The following is a 25,402-nucleotide window of genomic DNA, read 5'->3' as shown; positions in this document are numbered from 1 at the left end:
CAAAGTAGAGGCCAGTGGCCACTCGAGTTCTGCGATGAACTCGCACGGGCAAGCCACACATGCGAGCTGGCGGTGGGCACTCAACCCCGCAGCTAATGGGTATGAAGGGCACCAGGTCACGGACGCACAGGCCAAATTCGTTCGCGATAGCGACTACCCATCGACATTCGTTGATGACTTCGCAGACTTCCTGTGGGCAATTCGCGCTCACATCATCCAGGGACCCGACGTCAGCGATTCTGATCGGGCGAACCTCTCACAAGCACGCATCGACCAAATCCTCAGTAGGTCATGAGCAGTCGTCGCTGGGCACGTCTGTTGGGCGCCGCCATGATCATCCTCGGCCTCACAGGAGTCGCGGTCTGGTGGGTGTACGCATTCATCCACGTTTGGCCGTTCATGGAGGGTTCCGCAACATACAAAGCGGTCACACCACCCGGCGCCATACCCAACGGCTACCACAGCAACATGTTGCCTACCGAGCTCTCCTGCCAATACCTCAACCTGGGTAGCGTCGTCGCAACACCTCAAGGAACTGTGATCACCCTAACAAGCCTGTTCATCGCCTCATTGCTCTCAACGCTGGCCGGGATCGCGATCACAATTGCCAGCTTCGTCCCTCAACCCACGCAAGCCCCACCAGGATGAGGAGCCGACCCATGACCGCCTCGCCAGGCGATCCCGCTGATCTAATTGCCGGGCTGATCGATTACATCAAGAACAACCCCCAACACTTGGCACCGTACGATTTCGGTACGACGTATTTCGGGACAATCGCAGGTGACAGCCTTTCCTTTGGGTGGGACGACCTCACCCAGGACATCGATGCTCTAAACCTCGGAGCAGAACTCCTAAGGGCCGACCCTCCCCCAGTATCTCGAGCGCTATCCGTCAGTACTACACACCAAACGGACAATCCGCTTCGCGATACGACCTTGCCCTCATTAGGCGATTCAATAGCGATCGTCAGGCCCTTGCCGATGCTCTCCATGAGGCGCTGGCGTATACGGTCCAGGACGCGGAGTTCGGCCTGCTACGGACCGGCCTGTTGACCAAGGCGGGCATCAGCATCACGGACACGAGCGACGACGAGCGTGCCGAGCTTTCCCGAGCGCTTATCCACCAAATCACTATCCAGCTTTGAGGACATCCATCCGCCGAAGGTCAACCGGCATAGGCCTGATTCTTTGCAGCGTCGCGTTCCTCGCCATCTGGTGGGCGTCATCGACGTTGGCGCTGTATCCGTTCTCGCTCCATCCCGCCACCCTGGCACAGACATGCGGATCGCCATTGGGGGTCGCCACCGGGCAGGTGACCATTTCGCGGCAGCTCTTCCCCACGCAGCTTGTATGCAGCTCAGCGAGCCCCCCTCTCTCATATGCGGCCACCTCATCGTTTGACATGGTGCTGCTGTCCAACTGGCTCCTCACCAGCATCGGCGCCCTCATCACCGGAGTAACCCTCCTGGCACGTACCGGCAAGCAAGCCGCATCGTCCGAGCTCGCGAAGCGGAGATCGACCACCCTGTTGGCTGTGACCGCGGGAACGTGTCTGGCGCTTTGGCTAGCACTTAGCTTCACCGTTGCATGGAAGGACGATGCAGCGAAAGACTGGGCCGCAACGTGCGAGTCGATACATCCATCCGTTTTTCCTACGGGGCTTGAGTGCTCTACAGGTAGCAACGATCGCTCATACACACTCACGCCGTCGTGGTTGGTGCTCCTTGTCACGGATACGCTGGCGGTCGCAGCCATCTGTGCCATTGCATCAGCTATCCGTGCCAGCTGGCCGGCTCTCCGCCGCTGGATCCTCACCCCGCCCGGGGACAGCAGGGACGACTGAGCTCGTGGGAACAGCTTGCTCATCAGCCCCACCCAGAACGAATGAACAGCCGCCACCCCCGTACATCATCCTGCCGATGGAAGGAGCCGCCGCCTGTCGCGGTGTAGCGCTAGCCCGGGGCATCGTGCACGGGTACTACTCCGGCGTTAACAGCGTTCACTGAATTCACCTGCTGGGCGCAGTGACTAGCGGCCACCGATGACACAGGACACAACAAATGGTGCAGCAACACCGAACTGTTTCTGGAAGACGTCAAACAGGAAACCCTGTCTACTCCTTCCGAGCAGAAGCAGCGTGGGCGGCCGACGGCGACCACAAACTAATCACCGCGCTCCCCAGCAGCCGACAAGTCTGCTGATCTCGATGGGTTCGGGCGGCGCGACGAAATCTGGCTCGTTCCGCCCGAGCACATCGCTCAAGCTGGACGAAACCTTTGTGACAACCCTTGCGAAATCCCATACCTCGCGCTGCACCCACATAACCAACACTTCGCCCTCACGCTCCCCCCGCAACCGGGCCTCGTCACTGTCCCAGCCAGCGTCCCACGGCGTGTGATTCCAATCCCGCACCCACGCCTCAAGCGTCGCTATCAGCTCAGCGCACAACCCATACTCGGCGGTCTCAACCGTATCCTGACCCACCTCCCACAACGGCCACGGATATCCGTACTCAGGAAAGAATCGGATTCTTTCCCAGTAACCCCGCACGTTCACATGCCGCCCTTTGGATCGTGGCATCCACAGTCGAATACTCCGACACCCACAACTCCACCTGCGTCACCGGATCAACAACCCACACCCCACTCACATCCACACAACAACCATACGCACACGACACAATCCACATTCCGTCCAAGCACAACTCGACACGCTATTCACGACCACAGAAGAAGACCGCATACATACCGCCCACACACGTGCACCCTTCCTACCAGCGCTACCGCACTTGGCTGTGCAGGGTGCCCCCTGAAAGGGGACTATCGGCGACACATTGGATAGAACGATGGTTCCACCAAGAGGTTTCATCATCGGAACGGAGTGCGATGACGCTGACCGGCCCCGATCACAGGGCCAGAACCACCCTCGCAGACACGGCCGCGCCGCGCCTGCTCGAGGAGTTGAGGCAGCGACACGAAGAACTCGGCATCCGTTCTGTGGATGCCTCCCGGATGGCCCAACTAGAAACCTGGACCATCCAAACCGCCCTGCACGGTTCGGGTCCTGCAGGCCACCCAACAAGGGTGGGCGCTGGTGCAGGCCTTAAGGCGTCGGGCCCCATCAAGGGTCTGCACCAGCGCGCCCACACTACCTCCCCCGAAACCCCCGCCGCTCCCCCAATCCGGGTCCCCCTGCCTCCCATCGGCTGGAGCGTTGGCGGATTCACCGCCAGCATCGGCACCATCACGGCGCTAGCCTCCCCCACCACCTACTACGCGGCCGCCGGCGCAACCCTCGTCCTCGCAGCATCCATGGCGCCGCTACTCAACCGACGCATCGCCACACGAATGGACCGTGCAATCCACCACATCCTTGCCGACTCGCCCGTTGGAGCCCCTAAGCAGGAAGGCCCTTGAGCGGTCAGTTACCTAGGGGCCACACCCGGGTCACACCCTGTTCTGTGATCTCGAACACCACTCCCCCGTTGTACCTCGGACGACTGCGACATTCCCTCGCGCCGCTAGCAACTCGTTCTTAGGACAACCCGCCTGGCTTTCAGGAGTCGAATTCAAACCTCCCGCACCGCAGATACCGCCGCTGGTCCACGTTCGACCTCCGCACGACAACGTGTGGAGTTCATGCTGCAGCGACGCTACAACAAACTAGTCTCGGCGATGCAGCTGAACGTTGCGGTCCTCAAAGAAGAGCTCGAAGACCTTCGCGACAAGCGCCGAGCGGGATGGTGCTCCCACAACTTCTTCCTTTCCACTGAGCCATTCGACCTGAGCGGCATTGAGGCGAAGGTTGATCTGCAGTCCCTCTCCGCCCCGCTGCACGGTCGTCGCGACCGGCATGCCCGACTTCGAGATTCGTGGTTGCACTGCGAATGCGTCGATCAGTTTGGCATCGTCGATGTTGTCAAACGCCTCTACGAGGATGTCGGCATATGTGAGGCCGGTGGACCGCTTGTAGATACGCAAGCTCTCCAGAAGGGTCGGACGGAGGTAGACGGCCTTATTGCCCACTCCCCCAGTCGATTCCGAACTCGCTGCCTTCTGAGTGCGAGCCGGCTTGCGTGATGTGGTGGCACTCGACTGGGTAACACTCGGGCTGTCCGACTGTGGCCGGACCGCGTCGAAAGTCACATCTCGCTTCGGTCGTTTGCTCTCCACACTGCCTGCTCCACGTCTAGGTGTGAGGAGTGATGCCAGGCCCTCGGAACGCGGTGGCTTGGAGTCTTTCCGTGTCGGGCTGAACGCGTCTGCCAGGCTCTCTCGCTTCGATCCCTCGGTCATGCTGCGTCAACCTCTGCCTGAATGCGGGCAACGGCGCGGATGATCTCTCGCGTCAACTCCTGGTAGTCCTCTGCAAGCCCGGTCGCGTCGCGCGTGTACATGCCGTCCACGGGTTTCTCCCCTGCCCGCAACGCCACAAGTCGCTGCTTCCGATCGGCATCAGCGGCGTCTTCCAGCTCGTGCGCCAACAACCCTCGCGCCCTTGCATCCTTGGCCGGGCTCTTCGCATGGCGGATGCGCCGCTGGAAGACTGGGGCCACTCCCCCAAGCATTTCCTCGAGATCTCGCCTTACACCTCGTTCAAGACGCATCGCGCGGTGCTCCATGTCGAACAGGACCACACCGGCGAGCTGGAGTTCGGGATTCCGATCACGTACCGCGAGGAACCGCTTGGCCACTGCCATCACCCCATCGAGACTCCCGTCGTCTGACTGGGTCGGTATTACGACACTTGTCGCCACGACCAGTACGCCCTCGCTGATGATGCGGTCACCTGGCGGGGTGTCAATGAGGATCAAGTCGTACTCCCCCGCGATGTCGTCGAGCTTCGCGTGGAGCCGATCGGCAAAGTCGCCAGCTCCTCGCTGGCTCCATGCAAACGACATGGCAGGAATATCGCCTACCTGCTCTCCCCCAACGACCACATCTAAGTTCGGCCTCACATTCCGGAGGATTGGAAGCGGCGCGTCTGTTACGAACGCGTTGAAGAGCGCGGCCCCATCCCCCATTGGATAGCCGAGGTCCTTGCTGGTGTTGTTCTGGGGATCAAGGTCAACGATCAATACACGAGCACCGTCGGCGGCAGCTAGGCCACCCACATTGCAGATGATCGAAGTCTTTCCAACTCCGCCTTTACCGTTCTCAATTGCGCACGCTCTCGCAATACTCATTGCAATCTCCCTTGCACTGTTCCTAGCAGCGGTTGCAGCGAGTCACCTCGCAACAAGCCAAGCTATTTCTATCGTTTACTTGCTTGCTAATTTAGTAGCGACACGCCGTGCGTTGGGAATAGCCATACGCCATGCTCAAATTACCGCACCATATATCGCTAGAACGCTAGCTATATCACTTGCTATACTTATAGCTACACACGTTGCGGAGGGCTCATTAATCCTTACGCTGTGAAGGGCGTGGATATGCCGCGAGAGCCCGGAATGTAGATGCGGAGCGAACTACGATGAACGGCAGACAGACAAAAGGCACAGCGAGAACAGCACCGCGTAGCAGTTCCGGCCACAAGCCAACGTCTCTCAGCACTAAACTCGCAGGTGCGTTAACGGCGGGGAGTCATGGTGCGGTCGGTCGAAACTCGTACCTCAGGTTGACTGGAAGGACCCGTGAGGAGGATGTGACACATTGAGTGGTTTGGGTGTACTGGACGTATGAACACGAACTCGTCGTCACCTTCCGTTATTCATTGGTCCATTCCCGGTGCGATCCAGGTCGATATCACTCCCGCCGTTACCCGCGCCCTCTCACGATCCGGGCGGTAGAGGGCGAGGCCGCCGAGGTTCAGAACCTATCGTCGCGGTCCGCGCCCGTGTGCGGGGGAGTGAACAGTGGGCGCGGGTGTGACGTTCACCGCCCGCTTGTTGGGGAGATCGGCGCACGCTGTCACGCTCGTCGGGTAGCCCATGCTGCGACGCTGTTGTAGTCCTCGAGTTGTATTCGAGTCGGAACCTGCGGCGGATGTGGCTATCCGTGAACTGACCTTGACTGGAACACATGAACCAGACACACAAGTCGTCTCAGCTCACAGAAGCTGCTGGGCGCGATCTCACCGCTTGGATCCGCGCCTGTGCCAAAGCCTCCGAAACCTTGTGACTCACGCTGCCCACAGCGGGCTGGCAACTGGAACGTCACTCGCCATGGCGCAGGCAGCAGCTCACAATGCCGAGCTGCTGCGTCGAACGATCGGGAAAGGCCCCGACGAACGGACCTCGAGCGATTCGGAATGAAGTTGCTTCCGCTGCGGTGTCTCCTTCGCCTTGCCGTGGTTAGTGATCGCACTGGCCGCTCCCGTCGGGATCGCACTCGGGGCAGGGGCAATCTGTCGCAAAAGGAAGCTGTGCCCCCACTGCGCTGCAGGTCGACTGTGACCCTCCAAAATGAGCGACCAGCGCGTTGCTGAACCACCCATCGTGATCTTCTCGGGCGATGCGCCTATCGGGGTGGGTTGTCAGGTCCGATTTCCTGGACTGTCCACCAGCATCCGCGTGGGCTGGCCGCAATAGTCTGACGCTGCTTCTCGGTGCGGCGAGGTGTGACGGGCGCGGCGTAACGACCAGCGGGTACGTAGAACACCTCGAACGAGACCCGCGGTTCTGCTGGAATCGCGATCAAAGGCTGGACCGCGACGTGACGGCCACGAGGCCTCCGCGGGGGAGTGGGACGTTTCATTCACCGGTTCCCTTCACTCGTAGCCATCTTCCCCTGTGCACGGCATTTCGGCTAACGGCCGTCCTCGAGCTCTGTGGGCGGCGAGGCGAGGGTGGTGCCGCCCCTCCCTGCACCGGGTGTGGGGTCGGCACCACCGTGGTGCGGTGATCGCTTGCAACAGAGTGACGCACCGGCGCTAGCCAATCAGGCCGGGCTCGGCGCGTCGGGCCGGGTTTCCGTCTGTTCCCCGATTTCACCCGCGAAAGCGCGGATGCGCGATCTTCGCAACTGGGGTTGAGGGCAAGCTCCTTCGCCTGTGGGTGCCCGCGGGCGAGAGCGTTGCTAGTGCTAGCCACGTTCGCCTGCGCACAGCGTTTCTCGCGACAGCCGCGCTCGTCGAGTTTGACGTGGTGGCGCCAACTGCCCCTACGAAAAGACTGCGACGCCACCACGATGGGTGCTGACCATTGAAAACCCCACACCCACCAACGAGTGGACAGCCTGTCAGGTGCTGGCGCCTATGCATCGCAGCAATTGGCAGCTAATTTCACCCTTCATCTCCCACACCTGACCGGGCGCACCTCCGATGAAGACTGGCGCTGTCCATCGCCGAGTCATCAGCGTTCGCTCTACGCTGCTACGTAATCGGCGGGAGTCCACCGTGAGCCTGGCTCGAGTAGGCCGGCGTCGACGTCAAGACGCGCTCGACGATGGTCCGCGCGAGCTCGAGGGTCATCGCCGATCCTCGGGTACATCGGCCACTCACGTTCTCCGCCGCGAGCTGGTGCTTCGGCCCAGGTGAGGGGCCGGTCGGTGATGTGTCTGCGTTTGGGCCTGCGCCGTGGGGGAGAGGTCATCCGTTCGTACTCGCTGCGCCACCATCGCCAGAGTTCTCGGTCCACTTCGTGGCCGGCCATGCGCTCCTCGAGCACGCCGACCACGCCCAGCCGGCCCGCGGCCGAGCGTCGAAGATCCCGGCGCCCACTCGTCCAGCCTTCCGATGTAAATCGGATGAGCTTCACGCGTCTCAGCCGAGACAACAGCTTGGTCGCATGCTCGTGAGTCATCTGGAACGTGCGCGCGACGCCGTCGACCGTCCAGATGGCGCCGGCCCGCATCAGCGCCCACAACTGGCCAGCCTGATGACCCAATCCGCGGTAGCTGAAGACATCATGCTGCACGCCGCTCAAGAACCCTTCAAGCTCCTCGAGAAGCGCGGCCCGGCGCGCATACAACAACCGCGGCTCTGCCAGATCTGACGGGGGGCGGGGTGTGATGTTTAGGGGTTGTGTCGCACCAAGATCTGGAGTTGTGGAAAAGTCGCGGGTCGGGGTGAGGGACCAGGTCGCGGCGTTGAGTCCTTTAGCGTCCTGGATGCGCTGCACCAGGCCGTCGTCTTCGAGGGCGAGGAGTGCTCGGGCGGCGGTGGAGTGGTCGATGTTGCACAGCTCGGCCAGGGTGCGTGTGGCGGCCGCCACGGCATTCTTGCCGGTGCGCAGGGTCAGGTAGGCGAGCCCGGTGAGGACGGTGCGCCGGGTCGGGGCGCCGTAGTGGCCGCCCCACCGGCCGGGGTTGATCCGGAATCCGTCGAGGAGGTCCTCGGCGATCGCCACCTGCCGGTGCAGGGTGGCCCAGTCCTTCGGCTCGGCCGACGGCGCCGCACGGCGTACGCGGACGTGCTTCTGCACCTTCTCCCACGCGTCCTCGAGCCGGGTGCGGGTCTCGGCCGCGGTGCGCGGCCGCCGTTCGCCGCGGTCGCCTGCCCGGCGGGTGCGGAAGTGCTCCAGGCTCGGCGCCGTCGCGGCCGCGGCCGCCGCTTCCTCGAAGGTGAATCCATTCGAGGCGAGGATCAGCAGGGCGTGCCAGGCGGTGCGGGACGGGTCATCGCCGCCGCGGTGAACCTGCAGGGCAGCCTCAGCCTTGGGGGAGAGGTGCCGGCGGCCGATGAACGCCACCGGGCGCCTCTCACCGGCGAGAACCGTGTCCGCCGGATCCAGCGCCGGCGCCCGCTCGAGGAGCGCCGCCACGAGGGCTCGGAGATCTTCGACGGTCGTCGACGGCATCACCAGGGAGTCGACCGTGCCACGCAACACCCGGGAGAACGACCCGTTGCGATGCGGCGACAACGGCGGACGTGCGCCGCCGCGGCGCGGATTGGAGAGCATGCCGCGGTCCAATGCCGGCAGGACCGCCTTCGCCGCCCGGCCGAGCTCGTCGATCAGGCCCGCCGGCGCCGGCTCCGCCAACCCCACCCACACGTGCCGGCCTCCCTTGGACGAGGACTCGCACACCACGTGCGCGATCGACAGCTGACCCAGCAAGATCGACAGCGCATCCGCATGATCCTGCGCCTGCTCCACCCCATCCGCATCGCCAGGGACCACGTCAAAGTCGAACGGCACCAACCAGTACCGGCCCTCCAGATCCGCCAAGTGCACCAGCCACGGCGACATCGGCACCACCGGGCCCACACCGTGCGCGAGCGTGTACGAGTTGATCGCTTCCCCGTAGGCATCCCGCTCCGCCTTGTGCACCTCCGGGCGCGGCGAAATCAGCCGCGTCAGCTGCCATGCAGCCTCCCAACGCGATGAAACAGACGTCTGCTCGATCATCACGGGCGATTCACCTCCAACTCGAAAATGGGCACAACAAGACCGCCGACACTCAATCGGCGTTCGATCGATGCGATGTGCCGGGCCCATCAAGGGGCTCCGACCGGTGCGGGTGAGGGCGTGCGTCTGGCGCCGGCCACGGTCTCTGCGCTACTCGGGGATTGCCGGCCTCCCCATCGTTGAGAGCTGCACGCACCCACCGCCGACGAAGTCGACGACGGATGCAAGTTGGCGGCGGCTGACAGTAAGGCACGACGGTGTGTGGCTGCAGCGGGTCAGTAGCGGGGGAGAGGGAGCGCGTCAGCTCAACGCCGGTGGGATACGCGACGGAGCTAGGGGCCGGCGGAATAGCGACACGCGGACTACGTGCGAGCGTGCGCGAACCAGAAATCTGGGTTACGATGCTGCCAACTCCTCTCAGTGAGAACGACGAAGCCACCGGCGTGTTACCGGTACTGACTCCTCTAGGTGAGGGAAGAAGCTCGAACCTCATTGCTGCCAGGCGGAGAGGGTTTGAGCTCCAGAGTGAATTTCTGGGACGGGCCGCCGAAAGGCGGCCCTTTCTCATTAAGCGCTGCTCATCAGCGACTCCCCTCCGTGGTTGAGGAGGGCGCTCGTCAGCGATCGCCGGCGAGAAATCTGGAGGGCGTGGGAAGTGGTAGATCCGTGGGCAACGGTCGCGCGACACGCCGACGGCACGTTTAGATACGTGCGCAAGCAGGCGTTGGGGGTTACCATGTGATCACTCCTAGTTCTTCCCGGTTCTAGGTAAAACAGAGCCCCAGGTTCTTCCTGGTTCTCCTTCAAATCGCTTCTCACCGTCCCGGTCGCCAAACTAGTCAGGTGTGAAGCATCAAGCTTCGGCCCGTCACCCAGGTGGCGGGCCATTTGATTTACGCCGCTGAGGATCTGGCCTCCCCGAGTAGTTCGAGCTCTCTCGACAGAACAGGCAATGATCCATTCGTCGCGCGGATCTGGTTGAGAAGCGTCTCGAGGTAGTAGGACTCGTTGATTCCGGATTGGGCGGAAGCCAGCTTGACCTCTTGCACCAGGGTGGGAGTGAGGCGAAACTGCTTGGGAGTGGTTACGATGCCCGTTCGCCGTTCCTGCTTCTTGTCGTGCGACGCGGGACTCGCTTGCGCTGAATGCCTGTTCGTCTTCGCCATGTTCACATACTTCCGAGTTAACACATGCGTTGCGGGAGCCACGCCGATCAGAGGCGAACCAATCTCGAAACGGGAATGTGGTCACGGGCGTGATCGACTCACTCGGCCCTCCGTCACAGTCCTCTGAGACTGGGGGATCTAAGCGATTCATCGCGTGCCGACCTCAAGCAGATCGCAGGCGCGGCCAACCGGGTGTGCGGAAAACATGCCAAAAGCATACCCGAATAGGTTTTATTCAGCCTATTTTGGTAGATTATTCCACCAGTCGATGATGGCAGTGTTGAACGCAGTCGGGTCGACATTGTATTCGGCGCAATGCGGCGCTGGCGGCAGCACAATGAGTGTTGCGTCTGGCGCTTGCGCGCTCACAAAGCGTTCGGAGAACCTCAGCGGGATATCCCCGTCGCCCGGCGAATGGAGCACTAAGGCGGGGACACCAAGCCGCTTGCTGATGCTCCAGTCGAGGCTTCGCATGTCAATCGGCTGAGGAGCTCCAGCAAGCTGTCGAAGCGCCGGCGCACGGAGCGCCAGCATCGTCATCGCGCCGAATATGCCGGGCAAGCCAGCACGTCGGACAGCGTGTCGAAGGATGTTGGGCCAAGTCGTCGCAGGGCCAACTAGGACAAGCCCGGCAATGAGGGCCCCGCGCGTTTCGCACTCCGAGGCAAGGAGCGCTGCGGTTGCCCCCATCGACCATCCGAAGAGCACGACTCGGCGGGCTCCATGAGTAACCGCGAATTCGACAGCAGCCAGAACGTCATCGGACTCGCGGATGCCGAGCGTCGCAGAAGGCCGCCGTCCAGCCTGGGCGTGATGGCCGGTGAACGAAATCACCAGAGAGGTCATTCCGAGAGCGGAGGCTGCGGGCACCGATCGCAGGGCACCCTCTCGTGACGACCGGAGGCCATGAATGTGGATAGCCCAGGTGTCAGGCTCCCCGCGAACCGCAGGATGGATAACCCACGCTTGAGCTGTGCCATGTGGGGTACAAATCGAAACGTCGTCCAGTTTGCCGAGATCGCTAGCATCCAGTATTTCGCCTGTCCATGCGGCTGCGGAAGCTTCATCGCGGAAGACACCAACACGGCAGACCACTTTGCGGGTGACGGTTTGCAACGTGGACTCAAGTATCGGTCCAACGATCGCCTTCGCGCCGTCGGCCAGGACGAGCGCGAAAATGCCGGGAGCCAACGTCCTCGCGGTAGCCCGCACTGTAATTGAATCTCCGGTATCCCAAAGAATCGGGGTCGCGGAGCGCTTCCGATCCCCAATGACACGACGCGCAAGTAGCACTGCAATCGCGCTGACAATGACAACAAGGCCGACCGAGGGCAAAATGATCAGTACGATCACGAAGCCGCCATAGCGTTTACGACCGTGACACGCACCGCACCAAGTTCCAGCAAGTCGCCGAACTCGCGCTCAAGGTATTCCTCTGCCTTGTTGAGTTTCGCGATCTCAGCCGGCGTATAGGCAACCGCCTGGCCTACGTGGGCATCGCGAACGACCGTGGCAAGTTCAGCCAGGTCCGGTCCCTCCACTGTCGTTGGTCGAGTCAAAGGCGAGAGCCGGTGCGCCTCGCAGATCAGGACGAGCTCGCCATAGTACTTACGCAGGTGGTGCCGGCGGCGCCAACGAGTCGTCGTGAAATAGGCAACCGTAGCGATGATGGCCAGTGCGCCAGGGTAGAACAACGGATCGAAGAGGGCTCTCCCGATTCCTATCATGGGGGCCAACGCCGGAATATGGCTACTGCACAGATCGAAGAGCTCTGCCAAGCAAGCCGCTATGACCAGCGAACAGCCGATCCTGAACCAACGATATGGTCGTGCCCGGTGCCCTCGAATTGCCACGAGCAGAAGAATCGAGATGAGCAGCATCTCGATCATGTAGATCGCCGCAAATAGCCAGACATCCTGTCGGCCCTGATTGTTCTCTACGAAGTAGTAGTCAGTACGGCCCGGATTTTCGATCATGACAAAACTCATGACCAGAGCCGCTTGCATCGCCACCGTTAGCAGCCAACGAAATACAACCTTTGAAGGGATAGGCGGTCTTGGTGCGCTCAAATCGATGGCATTCCAGACGAGCAGCGTGAAGGCAGCCACCGTAAGCATGTGCTGAATCAGTTTCAGAACATTCGCGCCACCAAGCGGGGCATCGAGAGTCTCTTGCGGCCAAATTGCGCCTTGCGTGAGGATCGCCAGTGCGCCGAGCCCGCACGCTAGCCAGGGATAGATGCCCCTGCGGGAGAAGAAGGCACGCTGTCCGCCACTCAAGTCAAGTAGCAGACGGAAGCGAAGAAGGAACGTCAGGGTCAACGCCACGAGCGCAACGTCTTGCAACACTCTCATCCGACTGCCCAGGCGAGCTCGTCTCGAGAGCTTGCCGGCCTCAGAAGGTGCGCTTCACCGATTCGCGCGACTTCTTCCGCCTCGCTTTCATTGAGCAGAGAGCGGACCGGCCGCTCGCACATGGCTGACGCAGCTACGGCCGCTGTCGGGCGGCCTCGCAACAGATCGAAATAGTAGCTCGAGTCGTTGAAGACAGGCTCGCTGAATGCAACGCATTCGCGATGGCCGCACAGAAGGTGTCCCAGCTCGTGGAGAATGCACCGATTCCGATAAGTCAGGGGATCGGTCTCGCGCACAAGTATCCGCGCTTGCTTCGGCGTTACAACAAGGACTCCCGTAAGCGCACCCCATCGGGAGTCCCCGACGCGCTCAACAGTTAGGGACAGGTCAAGTTCACGCGAGACAAGTCGCAATAGCGCCGGAAGCGTGGAGCCCGACGGCTGCGAAGTGATGAGGTTCCGCGCCTTCGCTATCACGTCCCACCGAAGCTGGGAACGCATGTCTTCAACGTCCGAGTACCCCAATTGCCCACCTCATGATCTAGCAGTAAAATCTAAGGTGATACTATAGATTACTTATTGGAATACATAGGGAGCGTTGTCGATGCGGCCGAAGCTCACGAACGACCGCGAATCGCCTCGGCGACCGCCCGTAGCGCCTCCGGCGATACGGCGCCGAGGGCGCGAGACGACATCGAATTGGCGCCCACTTCGCGAAGCGCTGCCTTGAACTCCAGCTCAGCCTCAACGCGATCAGCGACATCGTCGAACCTGGTTTCGAGTAAATACCGCGGATCTACCTTAAAGAACTCTGCAATCGCGACGAGAGTTACCTCCGACACGAGATCCGGACCGCCCCCGGAGCAAAGGCCGTTCCAGACTTCCTCGGTAACGCTGACTCCCACTCGGCGAAGCTCGCGATCCAGAACAACGTAGCTGAACGACTTGTCCGCGCTCTCGACGAGTTGACCGAGACGTTGCGCAAGCTTTTGGCCGTCAAACTTAGCCTGGCTCGCGTGGCCCTGTGGGTGGTCCGCGGTGAGCACATCGACGCTCACGTTCAACGTCGTTGCGAGTCGTCCGAGATCGTCGGTCGTAAACGGTTTCTCGAGGCGTAGGCGCGTGTAGTAGTAATTGCCCGAGAACCCCGAGGCATTGAACACGTCCGCGTTTGAAAGATTGGCCTCGTCGCGAAGACGCTCAAGGTTTGCCACCACTCGACGCGAGAATTCCCCCGGCTCTCCAGTGCCCACTCGTGCGCGTCCCACACCCCCAGCGTACCGGTCAAGGCCAGCTTGTGACACACTCGCGACCCATATAGACATGTCAGACCCTATTTAGGTAGGCTAATGGCATGACGAACCTATCCGCGTTCGACGCTGTGGAGTCGAGATCGATGGGACGAGGCGAGGCGGGCGGATCAATGATTGAGGACTTTCCAACGGCCGCGAGTTCCCGTTGGACGGTGCGTGCGCTGTCGGATCTGCGGATGCAGCATCCCGTCGCCGATGAAGCGATCGACGACGCCGCCGAGAAGGCCGCATTGCTGATCCCTCCAGCGATAACGCCGTCGGGTGTCGTGCTCGCGGGGGAGCGGCAGTTGAAGATCGCAATGGCGTTGGGTTGGTCACACCTCGGGGTTAGAGAGTTCGCCGAGGCGGACGATCCTGCCGTGATCGCTCAGATCGCGATGGATCGCGCACTCGAGTCCGGCTCGCTCCCGACGTTGTTGGACGAGTTGGCGTACGTGGAGGAGGTCGTGCGGCCGGCGTTCGAGGCGCGACGTGAGGTCTCGAGGCAGCAGAACGCTGCGAACGCTCGGAGCGCCAAGGCGCAGTGCACCCTCGGTAAGAGCAACGCGAGCGTTGAAGTGGCGGATTCCGCCAGTTCAACACTCGCACGCGCGCAAACGGTGTCCGAGAAGAGCATGCCTCTTGAACTGGCGGAATCCGCCACTTCAACGGTCGGGGCTGGGTCGTGGCGCGATGTTGTGGCGGCGAACTTGGTTGGCGCGAGCCGTGACCAGATCGAGAAGATGCAGAAGATGCAACGCCTGGCGGCCGATCCGGACCTTTCGGAGGTTGGCCGTCGCCGTATCCAGAAGGAGATCGAAGCAGCTAACACCGACCGCAAGGTGACCCCACATCTCCTGGCGGCTCAGAAGATCCATTTGGCAGACACGGCATCGGAAGAGGATCGGCAGGCGGCGCTCCGATTCCGGACGCTGCGAGAGTTCGATGATGCGGTGTCGGCCCTGGACCGGTTCATTGCACAACACGGAGCGGCGGAGTTCGCGGAGTTAGTTCGCTCGTCGGCGTTGGATGTGGAGGCATTCGAAGACGCGCAGGTGCCTGCCGCGTACAGGGCTCTGGCGTGGGTGGATGAAGTTGCCGAGCTCGTCCGCGCGATGAAACGAGCTGCGACAGCATGAACGTTCACCCGACCGACGATGCTGACGAGTTTCTGATCCGTGAGTACGCCCGCCGTCTCAGCGTCGATCCACGTGTGTTCTTCCAGAACAAGGAAGACTTGGAGGGCATTCGCGAGCTGGTCAGTCGCCGATTGGCACCGCAAACGCGCGCATACGCCGCGAGCAAAGGCATCCCGTTCGTCGGAGTCAACGATGTCGGCAAAGTCGATGACGACGCGATCGTGCACATTCTGACGCTGCTCTCCAGGCAAGCGCTGGCCGAAGCGGTCAGTGAAGCTACAACCTCCCCGTTCGGGGTGGCATACACGGATATCGTTCGCAGCCTGAACAAGCAGACCGATCGCACTTACCAGGAGTGCTATGTGGATGGCAATGGGAAGCGCCATAAGCGCACCCTGTGGGTCGATCATGTCGACATCGACACGCCAGGACTATCAATCCCGTCGCCATCGGCGACCTACGACCTTGAGATGACTCTGACCGAGGCGATCGACCGCGCGGCAACTCTCTTGGAGGAGCTGAGCCCCGACCGGGTCGTCGACCATGTCTTCCCCGCGGTGAACTGGCTCACCATGAACTGGCCTCCGCGGCGCAGCTACGAACACCTCACCCTGAGTGCCGCAACCGATGCCTTCCCGCAGCTGCACGGCCTGGAAGTTAAAGCGATCGCAGCCGCGACCTGGGGCGCACGAAACCGATCTACGGAAACGTCCCTTATCGCGGCCTACCTCCGGATCCCCGGCTTCAGCCCCGCCACCAGCAGCGAGCACCGACGCGTTCTGCACCGTTACCGGTGCGAATTGTTCCAACCAGGACTAGCCACAACAGCACCCACCCCGCAGAAACGACAGCTGATGCCAGCGTGACCGACGACATCCGCTCGGACGAGACGTACTGCTTCTAGAAACCACGACACCAACGCAGCCCGGCACGCATTCACGACTGCGCGCCGGGCTTCTTCTATGTGGTGAGTGCACGGGCAGATCGCCGTGCATGAACACAACGAAGGAGTCCTCTTTGGACGAGTCAACACAGTCCGGTGCTGCAGCACCAGGCAAGAACACTCGCCGTGGCCGCGAGCGATCCACCGCTGCGCACCCACGACGAGACAGCTACCTGCCACCACCAACCCAGACGAAGAAACCCACGATGCTCCAGCGGCTGGGGAACCCGAGCGCCCGCCACCTCGGCAAACGACGCAACCGCCTCGTCGCTGCGGGACTCAGCTTCGGCCTCGTCATCGGAGCCGGCGGCGTCATCGGCACCGTCTCCGCTGTCGCCCCGATCAGTTCCGTGCAGACCGCGGACGCGGCAACGGAAACGCCGCTGATGGTGCACGGCGCCTCCACCTTTGGCGGCGATCTCGGGTTCTACGATGCCGGCAACAACCAGTACGGGATCTGCGCCGACTCGGCGCGCGCGTGGCCATCGGGAACGACCGGCCCAGCCAGCGTCAATACGTCGTTCACCTCCGACTCCGGCTACAACATGTCCGACGTCGAGCTCACTGGCGCGAACGCAACCCTGTCCGCGCTGATTCCTCAGGCGGTCTCGACGAACAACCCGACGCTTGCTGCGGCGTTGAACGCGTTCGTGTACGCGTTCACCGGCTCGAACCTCGGCGGTGGCGTCGAGCGCGGAACCTTCGAGGAGGGCGCCGGCTACATCAGCAACAGCCACCCCGAGATCCTCGCCGCGTACAGCGATGTCTGGAACTACTACCTCGCCCGCAACACGCCCACCAGCGGCGCTACAACCAGCACCCCGCTGACGTTCCAGGTGGACGCGAACAACTACACCGGAACGATGACAGTTCCAGCCGACGTTCTCGGCTCGGTCGACGTGCTGCTGACGAACGGCGTATTCCCTGCCACAGGGACGAACACGATCACCGGTCTCGCTGCTGGGGCCGTTGTGCAGGTACGTGGAGTGGCGCCCGACGACAACACACCGGACTGGGAGATCTCAGCGGTAGCGACCGTGCATGGTCAGGGCGGTGCGAAGGCGGAGCTCACCCAGTGGGAGACCGGGTCGCAGCAGCGCCTGATCGCGGGTACCGGCGCGACCAACTCCGCCGACTACCAGATCAGCGGCCACGACCCAGTCACCCGGACGTCGAAGTTTGCTCCGGTTCTCGGCACGGCTGTCACGACGAAGTTCTACAAGGTCGGTGACAAGCCACAGGACGACGTCACCTTCTCGACCGTCCCGTTCGACCACCAGGACCATAGCCGCAACAACCCGTGGTACCAGTCGAGCTCGGGGGCATACTTCCCAGTCACCGCGACCGGAACCCTGTATGGGCCGTCCCCTGTGCCCTTTGCGGAATCGGACACGGTGCCGGCAGGTGCGCTGGTCGCAGGCCACGCCACAGTGACCACGGACAAGAAGACCGGCCCGACGGTGAAGTACACCGCTACCAGTGACACCGCTGTGGTGGAGGCGGGCTACTACACGTGGGTGTGGGGCATCGATGGCTCGGCTCAGCCAGCGAGCACGCAGCTGTTCCTCCCGGACGCGTATTCGTTCACGGATCGGTTTGGTCAGGTTGCTGAGACGAGTGTGGTCGCGACCGGGCTCTCGTTCTCGACCAAGCTGTCGGACACGAGCAAGGCGATCACGGGAACGGTCACTGACACGATCACCCCGACCATTCACAACGGTGCCTGGCTGCAGGACGGCGGAGCACGCGTTCCGGCGAAGCTGACCGGTCAGGTGTATTGGATGCCGACGAAGCCGGTTCAGTCCCCCACCCCGAACGCGGGCGCGGAACTGATCGGCACGGTCTCTCAGACCCTCGGCGGGCCGACCGCGGCGACGTCGCCCTCGTTCAGCGTCGGGAACCGTCCCGGCTACGTGACGGTGCAGTGGTCGCTGAAGCAGTCCGACCAGCCGGCGAAGTATGCCGGCTACTTCACCGAGTTCACGGACGACTTCGGTGTTCCTGCCGAGACTGTCCAGGTCGTCGGCCCGACCGTCACGACCAAAGCACAACCGCTGTCCGGTCCCGGCTCGACTGTCCAGGACACCGCCACCATCACCGGCCCGATCCCGGACGGCGGCGTCGACACCAGCTTCGCCGGCTACCTGCAGCCTGAGGACAGCACGTCACCGGTCTGCACCGAGGAGAACCGGATCTACCTGTCGACCAAGCCCGTCCACGCGGACAAGCCAGGCGACTACCCGTCGGAGAAGTTCCCCGTGCTTGACGGGCAGCTCGGCACCGTGTTCTGGGTGGAGACCACCACCCTGCCCGGCACCGACACGGTCATCAGCACTGGCAAGTGCGGACAGCCCGGCGAGACCACCCTTCTCATCCCGCCGACAGTGACGACCGTTCCGCCCACGGGACTGGTCGAGGGAGACACCGCCACCGACACCGCCATCGTCAACGGCCCCATCAGCGACGGTTCCACCCTCGAGTTCGACATCTACGGGAAGAAGCCCGGCGAGACCGTCCTGGTCTGCGACGACGACCACAAGGTCGGCGAAACAACCACCCCGATCCCGGTAACCCCGGGCATGGCGGAACACGCCGAGTACACCTCCCCAGAATCCGGCCCCCTCCCCGCAGGCGACTACGGATACGTTGAGACGCTGCGAGACAAGGACAAGAACGCGATCGTCACCGGCGGCTGCCACGACGAACCCTTCACCGTCAGCACCAAGCCAGTCGTCGTGACCCCGCCGAACCCACCGGCACTCGCGAACACCGGTAGCGACACCACCGGCATCATCTGGGCCGGCGGCGCAGCAGCCATCGCCGTGATCGCGCTCGGCGTGATCATCACCATCACTCGTCGACGACGCACAACCACCATCGCACCCGTCGACACCACCGGAACAACCGAGGACATCAACCTCACCTAACCCCAAGAGGAAACGAAAAGGGCGCCGCCCCCACGATCACGTGGAGACGGCGCCCTTCTTCATGCCCGCTACATGCAGGCATACACAACAAGGCCCCATCCGTCAGAAGTGGTGAAGGTGCTGTACGTGTACGGATACGGCACATTGATGATGATGGTGCCGCCGGAGCTGGTGGACTGCGAGTAGGTCTTCCCACCGTCGCAGCCTCGCTGATAGTTGCCGTTCGCAACCACGCGCGGGGTGTGGTCGATGACCCTCCCGCCGCCTGGCGTGCCTCCGCCTCCAGCGGAGGGTGCGCCGCCGCCGGTGGATCCTCCACCTGTGCTTCCGCCGCCAGTCACGGGGGCACCTGCACCGTTACCGCCGCCGTTGTTGGTGCGGGGGGTGGTTTTGGTTTGTCCGGTGGAGGGGTCGGCGTAGGTGGTCGCTCCGGCACGGGCGGCCGCGTCCGCTGCGGCTTGTTCTGCTGCGGCGGCCGCGGCTGCTTGTTCTGCCGCGGCTTGGGCGTTGTGCGCGGTGGTCACGGCGGCCGCCTTGGTCAGGAACTCGAGCAGCAGCGTCGAGGGGGTGCCGGTTCCCGCGTCCTTGATCGCAGCGGCCGCGGATGCGGTCAGAGCGTCCTTGGACGGCTGGTCGGCTTTGGCCAGGGCGGTGACGATCCCGGCCGCGTGCCGGTCCAGGCCAGGGGTCGCGTCGACGGTTGCGGTGCCTTTCAGCCCGGTGATGAGCGCGGTGAGCTGCGCGTTTGTGCGGGGGATCTGGCCGGTAGCGCCGCGGGCGGCCTTCGTGGTGGTCTCGGTCACGGTCGTCTGTCGGTTCACGTATGCGGTGAGGCGGCTGGTCTCTGCCTGCAGGTCAGTCGTGGTGGAGGTGCTGGTCCCGGCCGGTCGCGGATCGGTCGCCGTGGTGCCGGCGGTGAACCCGGCGTACATGCCCAGAACGCCGACCTGTTTCTGCAGCACTCGCAGCTGGCCCGGCGGGAGGTACTGGCCGGCCTGTGCTTGGTCGTGGATGGTCTTCACCTGGCCGTGGAGGTCGGTCACTTTCGTGTGTGCGACGGTGAAGTCCTTCTGCGCCTTCACGTCAGACTTGTAGAGGGCGACCGCTTCGGTGCGGGCGTTCTGGTATTCGGCGTCCGCAGCTGCGTGCTGCATGACCCCGATCAGGCGGGGAACGACGAGCGCGCCCGCGATCACGACGAGTGCGGCCACACTGCCGGCGATGCTCAACCGGATCGTCTTCCGGCTTCCCCGCCCCCACACGCTCAGCAGGCCTCGGTCGTCTTCGATTGGGGGATAGGTGTCCGGCTCCGGCGCCGGGGGAGTGCTGTTGTCAGTGCTGTTCATGGTGCTGTCCGTTCTGGGGTGTGACTGTGGGTGTGACTAGTGGGTGGCTGCTCGGCGGCCAGCGCGTTTCGCTCGGCGGCCGGAGGGCTTCGCTCGTCGACGGCCGCGGTGAGCGATCGGGTGGTGGATGGTGCCGGCTTGCCGCTTCTTTCGTTGCCGCGATTCCCAGATCCAGCCGTAGGTCAGAAGCAGGATCAGCAGCACGAGCAGACCCGCCATGAAGGCGACAATCGTGTCGGTCTGGCCGAATGTTTGCATGTTGATTTCCTCCTCGTGAGCGCACAGTCACGCGGCTCCTATCGGAAGGGACTCATCAGGAGCTGGGTCATTACCCCAAAGCGGTCGAGTAGTCCCCATAGCAGCAGCTGCGTTCCCTGCGCCGCCGGCACACACGCCCCATAGGCCACGGCCCGCACCGTCCGCGCGGACCGGAGGGTCAGTCACCATCAGCAGAGCCGCCGTGACGACCGCTGCGACCGCAGCGACACCACCGCTGAGCGCGTTCGCCCGGGACGTCCGGAACCGGGCACTCACACGTTCACCCGGAAGGACGCTGCCGTCCGATCGGCGAGGCGCTCCCGGTCGGCCGGGTCCCGGATGAACGCCAGCGCCGTGTCATCCCGACGGGCCGCGGCCCGCAGCTCCGTCACTCCCAGCCAGAGGATCAGGCTGGCAATACCGATCAGGCCGACAAGCACCGTCCAATGCATCACTTCGCCACCGTCCCGCGTTCACTAACCCGAAGACCAGCAGCCTCCGCCCGTTCCCGACGACGCGGCGACATCCCGCGCTCGGGCCGAAAAATAGCGCGCAACAGCCGGGCAGCCGCCTCCTCATCCAGAATCCCGGCCCGCCCATCACCCAACGGCACAACAAACAGATCCGGCATCGACACCGGAACAGACGTAATAGCGATCGTCGACATACAGCTCCTCCTTCATCTCGGTTCCTTCCCTCACAAGAAGGGAATGTTCGCGCAGTGGTGGACTCAACAATTTTCGTATCCCATTAACTATTAATGTATACCGATAATGCGCAGGGCGTCAATATCGGGGATACGGTAATGTGGTGAGCATGGCGAACAAACCGGGTCGGCCACCGGCCGATAACCCGTTGGGGCGAGCACGGCCTGTGCGCTTCACCGCGGCCGAGGAGGAGCTCGTTGTCCGGGCGGCAGCTCACGCAGGGATGAAACTCTCACCATGGATCCGCAGTCGCACGATTGCAGCCGCGCACGCTGAGCTGGGGGAGAGCCCTACCGACGAGACCCCTCCGACTCCGTGATCCCGATCAGCTAGCGGGCGAGTAGCCCCAGAAACAACGAAGCGACCCGAAGCCACTGGCTTCGGGTCGCTTCTGCGTGTGTGGTCAGTTCGTGGCTGTGTGTATCGTGCGATCAGAGGCCACCTCCACGCTCACTCACCCGCACAGGCCGCAGGATGGCGACTTCTTGGACAGTGCGGATCTCGGGGTGCCGGATCGTCGACCACTGCACCGTCCGGTACCCGGCGGCGAGCAGCTCGTTCTGTTCCTCGTACCATTCGGCCAACCCTTCGGCCTGGGCACGCCGACCCGACTCGCGTTCCGGGTCCGGCGGAAGTAGCCGGGACGCGATCACTTTCTGCCCCTCGGCCAGCAGGCCGATGACCAGGTCGGTGAGCTCCTGATCGGACAACTCCGCGAGCTCACCGTTCTGCGCCGCTGGGGAAATGGGCTCGGAGTCTGATGTTGCGGCGCTCACTGGCAGGAATCCTTACCGTTGAGACGCGGGTCCGGGGCATTTGTAAGCTTCGGAACGCGCCAGGGTTTCCGGGTATGGCTGGCATGGAATCTGCCTTCCGATGGCTTAGTGCGATTGGCCACCCGGGAGCCCACAACGGCACGACCGCTAATTGAGAAACGCGAATCAATCGCTGCGTAAGGACATGCCGGCTTGGTCGTTGATGGCGCGCACCGCATCCATGAACAAGAAGGGATATCTGCGTGCCACGACTGTGGGCCGGAATCGATGCCGGAAAGACACACCATCACTGCTTCGTCATAGACGAGCACGGAACCAAGCGCCTCTCGCGACGCTTTGCCAACACTGAGGTCGACATCCTCACTCTGCTGGGCGACGTCGCTGCCGTCGCCGACGGTGAGCAACTCCTCTGGGCTACGGACCTCAACCACGGCGGCGCCGGACTCATGAAAGCCGTCCTCGCCGACCACGGCCAGACGCTCTTCTACATCCCCGGGCGCGTGGTTCACCATGCCTCGCAGACCTACCGCGGTGAAGCTAAGACCGACGCCAAGGACGCGTCGATCATCGCCGACCAAGCACGCGTTCGTCGTGACCTTGAAGCTATTCGTGTCCCAGATGATGTCACCGCCGAGCTGAAGATCCTCAGCCACCGTCGAGCGGATCTCGTTCACGACCGGACCCGCACCATCAACCGACTCCGCGCCATGCTGCTGCACTACTTCCCTGGCATGGAGGGCGCGTTCGACTATGCCGCGACAAAAGGCCCGTTGATCCTCCTGACCCGCTACCAGACCGCCACCGCGATGCGCGCATCCGGCCAAGTCCGAATGACGGGCTGGTTGAAAAGGCAGGGCGTCCGTATGCCCGCCCCGATGGCCGCGAAAGCGCTCGAGGCTGCAAATGCTCAGCTGACCGTCGTACATGGCGAAGCCGCCGCCGCGGCGCTGGTGGCGAAGATCGCCGCCGACCTGCTGCGCCTCCGCGAAGAGCTCATGCAACTCGACGCGCAGATCGAAGCGCGACTGGACGAGCATCCATTCGCTCATCAGCTCATGTCCATCCCCGGCTTCGGAAAACGACTCGCCGCCGACTTCCTCGCCTCTACCGGCACGGACCTGACCGCGTTCGGCACGGCCGCCCGGTTCGCCAGCTTCGCCGGCCTCGCGCCCGCCCCACGCGACTCCGGGAAGATCAACGGCAACCACCACCGGCCGCGCCGCTACGACCGGCGCCTCATGAACGCGTGTTTCCTCGCCGCGTTTATCGCCTCCACCAACTGCCCGGCTTCGGCCGCCTACTACGCCCGTAAAAGGAAGGAAGGGAAGACGCACAAACAAGCCATCATCTCTCTCGCCCGTCGACGGATGAACGTGATCTGGGCCATGCTCCGCGACGGCACAACCTTCAACCCCGCCGCACCCCAACCCACCTTGACAACCTGATTGAGAATCGCACTGCAGGTCGTCCATCGGATCGACCGGTGGCTCCGGGTACGCCGATCCAAACTGGGCGACGGTTCTTGGATAGGTGCGGACTGGCGTGCGTTCGGGTGTGGTCATGGTGTCGTCCTTCCTGTCTGATTCATCGGGCAGAAGGGGACGGGAGCGCATTCGGTGTTGCGCGTGTGCTCCCTTCTGTGTGGTGAGGGCAGTCGTGCCGGACCTCATCCCCGGCACGGCTGACCCTCACCAGACCTGACGCCTGATGAGGAGGCCGGATGATGCAGCCCGCGCGCTGTCTTGAATGCGATGGACAGCTCACCGCTGACGCAGTGTGCTGCGGGGTTTGCGGAGAACCTGTGCAGCACCATCACGACGAACCAGCTGCACCGCCGGCAGATGACAAGACGCCCGCTGACCCTGCGATGGAAGAGACGGTGCAGCGTACGACGGTGCGCGCCATGGTCGCAGCGACCGAGGACAGCCCCGAGGACGCTGCGGATGCGGCTTCCCTCACCCCCGAGACGCAGATGGAAGTGACACGGCCGGCGGCAACCAAGCCGATTGCGGTGGCTCCTGCATCCAGGGCGCTCGTGCACGTGCCGCAGCCCGCGATGAAGAGCAGGCGGGTACGGGGTCGCTGGTTGATTCCGGTGTCGGTTGCGGTGGCGTGCGTGCTCGCGTGCGGTGTTGCCGGGGTCGCGGCCGCGATGACCGGTCTGCCGGACGCGGCAGTCAAGCACGCCCAGTCGTCGACCCCGCGACCGGGCGCCTGGCGGACGTTGCCGGGCTGGTCGACGTCGCCGGCATGGTCGAGCAGCTTCCACGTCGACGAGGTGGCGGTCGCGGTCGACGGCACCGGACTACTGGCGCGCACTGGGACGACGATCCGGCTGGTCAACACTGCTGGGGACACTGTCTTCACGCGCACGCTCGCTGGCGCTTCCGGTGTGCTTGCCGGCCAGGTCGGGGAGACGCCGGTGTTGGTTGCGGTCGGGGAGACGGGCTTGCTGGTTTGGGCGGGGAAGGACATCAGCCCGCGCACGGTCCCGATCGACACGAATGCGAAGGTCATCGTCCGCGGAGGCGGGGTCCTCGTCACCACACCCACTCAGGTGTCGGTCCTCACTGTGGATGGCCTCGCCCCGTATGGGTCGCCGCGGCCGGGAACGGTGCCGCTGGCGGCGCTGCCGGATGGTGCGATGCAGTGGGCATCCGCCCGTGGAGCCGTGTTGACGGCGTCCGCCGCCGGCACCCTGATCAGCACCACCGCCCTCACCCCGCCTGTCGAGCACGCGACCGTGACACGGTGGCTGGCCGGCAGGCCCACCATCATCGTCGTGGTCTGGTCGCTGCCGGACGGGACAACCGTTCTCGGCGCACACGACAGCTCCGGAAACCTCACCGGCACGCATCCGCTCACCGAAACATCCGTCATGGCGCCGCTCGTGGTTACCGCGGACCGGTCGACGGCGATGATCGGCGACACGATCATCACCCTGGACGACGGGACCGTGAGCGCGACCACGGACACGGATTTTGTTGCGTCGACCGCGATCGGTGACACCTTCTACGGCGCTACCGGCACCACCCCCACCCTCTTCCATACCGCCACCGGTACCGCTGAGAAGACAGCCGCGACCCCGACGATCACCCCCGTCGGCACGATCGCCGCGAGAGCGCTGGTCGCTACCGGCGCCGGACGGGTCCTTGTCTTCCCCTCAACTTCAGCACCCCGCTGAACCGCCCAGCACGGGCACCGTCAGGA

General features: G+C 63.3%; 18 protein-coding genes. 6 read left to right on the top strand and 12 right to left on the bottom strand.

Annotation, left to right across the window (positions count from 1 at the left end):
• The first annotated feature begins 291 nt into the window (after positions 1–291).
• Positions 292–648 carry a hypothetical protein gene (locus ACIRCZ_RS18745; protein ID WP_402855908.1) on the top strand — a complete coding sequence of 119 codons (357 nt, stop codon included), beginning with the start codon at positions 292–294 and terminating at the stop codon, positions 646–648.
• A gap of 3,013 nt (positions 649–3,661) precedes the next feature.
• Here the strand turns inward: ACIRCZ_RS18745 and ACIRCZ_RS18740 are convergent.
• The 7 genes from ACIRCZ_RS18740 to ACIRCZ_RS18710 all read right to left on the bottom strand — a co-directional run bounded on the left by ACIRCZ_RS18740 (position 3,662) and on the right by ACIRCZ_RS18710 (position 14,018).
• A complete protein-coding gene (locus ACIRCZ_RS18740; RefSeq protein ID WP_402855905.1) occupies positions 3,662–4,024 on the bottom strand; it encodes a hypothetical protein in 363 nt (120 codons plus the stop codon).
• Between the two features lie 266 nt (positions 4,025–4,290).
• Entirely contained in the window at positions 4,291–5,184 is an 894-nt protein-coding gene (locus ACIRCZ_RS18735; protein ID WP_402855902.1) for a ParA family protein, read from the bottom strand.
• Positions 5,185–7,302: 2,118 nt separating this feature from the next.
• Positions 7,303–9,288 (bottom strand): hypothetical protein, encoded by a 1,986-nt coding sequence (locus ACIRCZ_RS18730; RefSeq protein ID WP_402855899.1) that lies wholly within the window; start codon positions 9,286–9,288, stop codon positions 7,303–7,305.
• Positions 9,289–10,178: 890 nt separating this feature from the next.
• Positions 10,179–10,451 carry a hypothetical protein gene (locus tag ACIRCZ_RS18725; protein ID WP_402855896.1) on the bottom strand — a complete coding sequence of 91 codons (273 nt, stop codon included), beginning with the start codon at positions 10,449–10,451 and terminating at the stop codon, positions 10,179–10,181.
• 240 nt (positions 10,452–10,691) lie between these two features.
• Positions 10,692–11,804 (bottom strand): alpha/beta hydrolase family protein, encoded by a 1,113-nt coding sequence (locus ACIRCZ_RS18720; RefSeq protein WP_402855893.1) that lies wholly within the window; start codon positions 11,802–11,804, stop codon positions 10,692–10,694.
• Positions 11,801–12,778: a hypothetical protein gene (locus ACIRCZ_RS18715; protein ID WP_402855888.1), complete on the bottom strand. Its 978-nt coding sequence runs from the start codon at positions 12,776–12,778 to the stop codon at positions 11,801–11,803. Before ACIRCZ_RS18715 ends, ACIRCZ_RS18720 begins: the two co-directional genes overlap by 4 nt.
• Positions 12,779–13,421: 643 nt before the next feature.
• On the bottom strand, positions 13,422–14,018 hold the full coding sequence (locus tag ACIRCZ_RS18710) for a hypothetical protein (RefSeq protein ID WP_402855885.1): 597 nt from the start codon (positions 14,016–14,018) through the stop codon (positions 13,422–13,424).
• A gap of 140 nt (positions 14,019–14,158) precedes the next feature.
• On the opposite strand from ACIRCZ_RS18710, the gene ACIRCZ_RS18705 reads away from it, so the two are divergent.
• The 3 genes from ACIRCZ_RS18705 (at position 14,159) to ACIRCZ_RS18695 (ending at position 19,105) form a co-directional block, all read left to right on the top strand.
• Complete coding sequence (locus tag ACIRCZ_RS18705) at positions 14,159–15,235, top strand: hypothetical protein (protein ID WP_402855882.1); 1,077 nt, start codon at positions 14,159–14,161, stop codon at positions 15,233–15,235.
• The gene (locus tag ACIRCZ_RS18700; RefSeq protein ID WP_402855878.1) at positions 15,232–16,101 is read left to right on the top strand and encodes a hypothetical protein; all 870 of its coding nucleotides are present in this window, start codon (positions 15,232–15,234) and stop codon (positions 16,099–16,101) included. The genes ACIRCZ_RS18705 and ACIRCZ_RS18700 overlap by 4 nt, the downstream gene beginning before the upstream one ends.
• A gap of 283 nt (positions 16,102–16,384) precedes the next feature.
• Positions 16,385–19,105: a hypothetical protein gene (locus tag ACIRCZ_RS18695; protein WP_402855875.1), complete on the top strand. Its 2,721-nt coding sequence runs from the start codon at positions 16,385–16,387 to the stop codon at positions 19,103–19,105.
• Positions 19,106–19,173: 68 nt separating this feature from the next.
• Here the strand turns inward: ACIRCZ_RS18695 and ACIRCZ_RS18690 are convergent, their stop codons facing one another.
• From ACIRCZ_RS18690 to ACIRCZ_RS18670, 5 genes are all read right to left on the bottom strand, one after another.
• Positions 19,174–20,451 (bottom strand): hypothetical protein, encoded by a 1,278-nt coding sequence (locus ACIRCZ_RS18690; protein ID WP_402855872.1) that lies wholly within the window; start codon positions 20,449–20,451, stop codon positions 19,174–19,176.
• Positions 20,452–20,487: 36 nt separating this feature from the next.
• Positions 20,488–20,709, bottom strand: a complete 222-nt coding sequence (locus ACIRCZ_RS18685) for a hypothetical protein (protein ID WP_402855869.1) — start codon at positions 20,707–20,709, stop codon at positions 20,488–20,490.
• A gap of 272 nt (positions 20,710–20,981) precedes the next feature.
• Entirely contained in the window at positions 20,982–21,149 is a 168-nt protein-coding gene (locus ACIRCZ_RS18680) for a hypothetical protein (RefSeq protein ID WP_402855866.1), read from the bottom strand.
• Between the two features lie 11 nt (positions 21,150–21,160).
• A complete protein-coding gene (locus ACIRCZ_RS18675; RefSeq protein WP_402855863.1) occupies positions 21,161–21,376 on the bottom strand; it encodes a hypothetical protein in 216 nt (71 codons plus the stop codon).
• Between the two features lie 471 nt (positions 21,377–21,847).
• Complete coding sequence (locus ACIRCZ_RS18670; RefSeq protein ID WP_402855860.1) at positions 21,848–22,192, bottom strand: hypothetical protein; 345 nt, start codon at positions 22,190–22,192, stop codon at positions 21,848–21,850.
• A 242-nt stretch (positions 22,193–22,434) separates the two neighbouring features.
• Here ACIRCZ_RS18670 and ACIRCZ_RS18665 point away from each other — a divergent pair, with 242 nt between their 5' ends.
• Complete coding sequence (locus tag ACIRCZ_RS18665; protein WP_402855857.1) at positions 22,435–23,637, top strand: IS110 family transposase; 1,203 nt, start codon at positions 22,435–22,437, stop codon at positions 23,635–23,637.
• Positions 23,638–24,071: 434 nt separating this feature from the next.
• Complete coding sequence (locus ACIRCZ_RS18660; protein WP_402855854.1) at positions 24,072–25,376, top strand: hypothetical protein; 1,305 nt, start codon at positions 24,072–24,074, stop codon at positions 25,374–25,376.
• Positions 25,377–25,402 lie beyond the last annotated feature (26 nt).

Origin of the sequence: Leifsonia sp. NPDC102414 (assembly GCF_044765685.1) — a bacterium.
Classification (GTDB): domain Bacteria; phylum Actinomycetota; class Actinomycetes; order Actinomycetales; family Microbacteriaceae; genus Leifsonia.
This window is presented reverse-complemented; position numbering and strand designations above follow the sequence as displayed.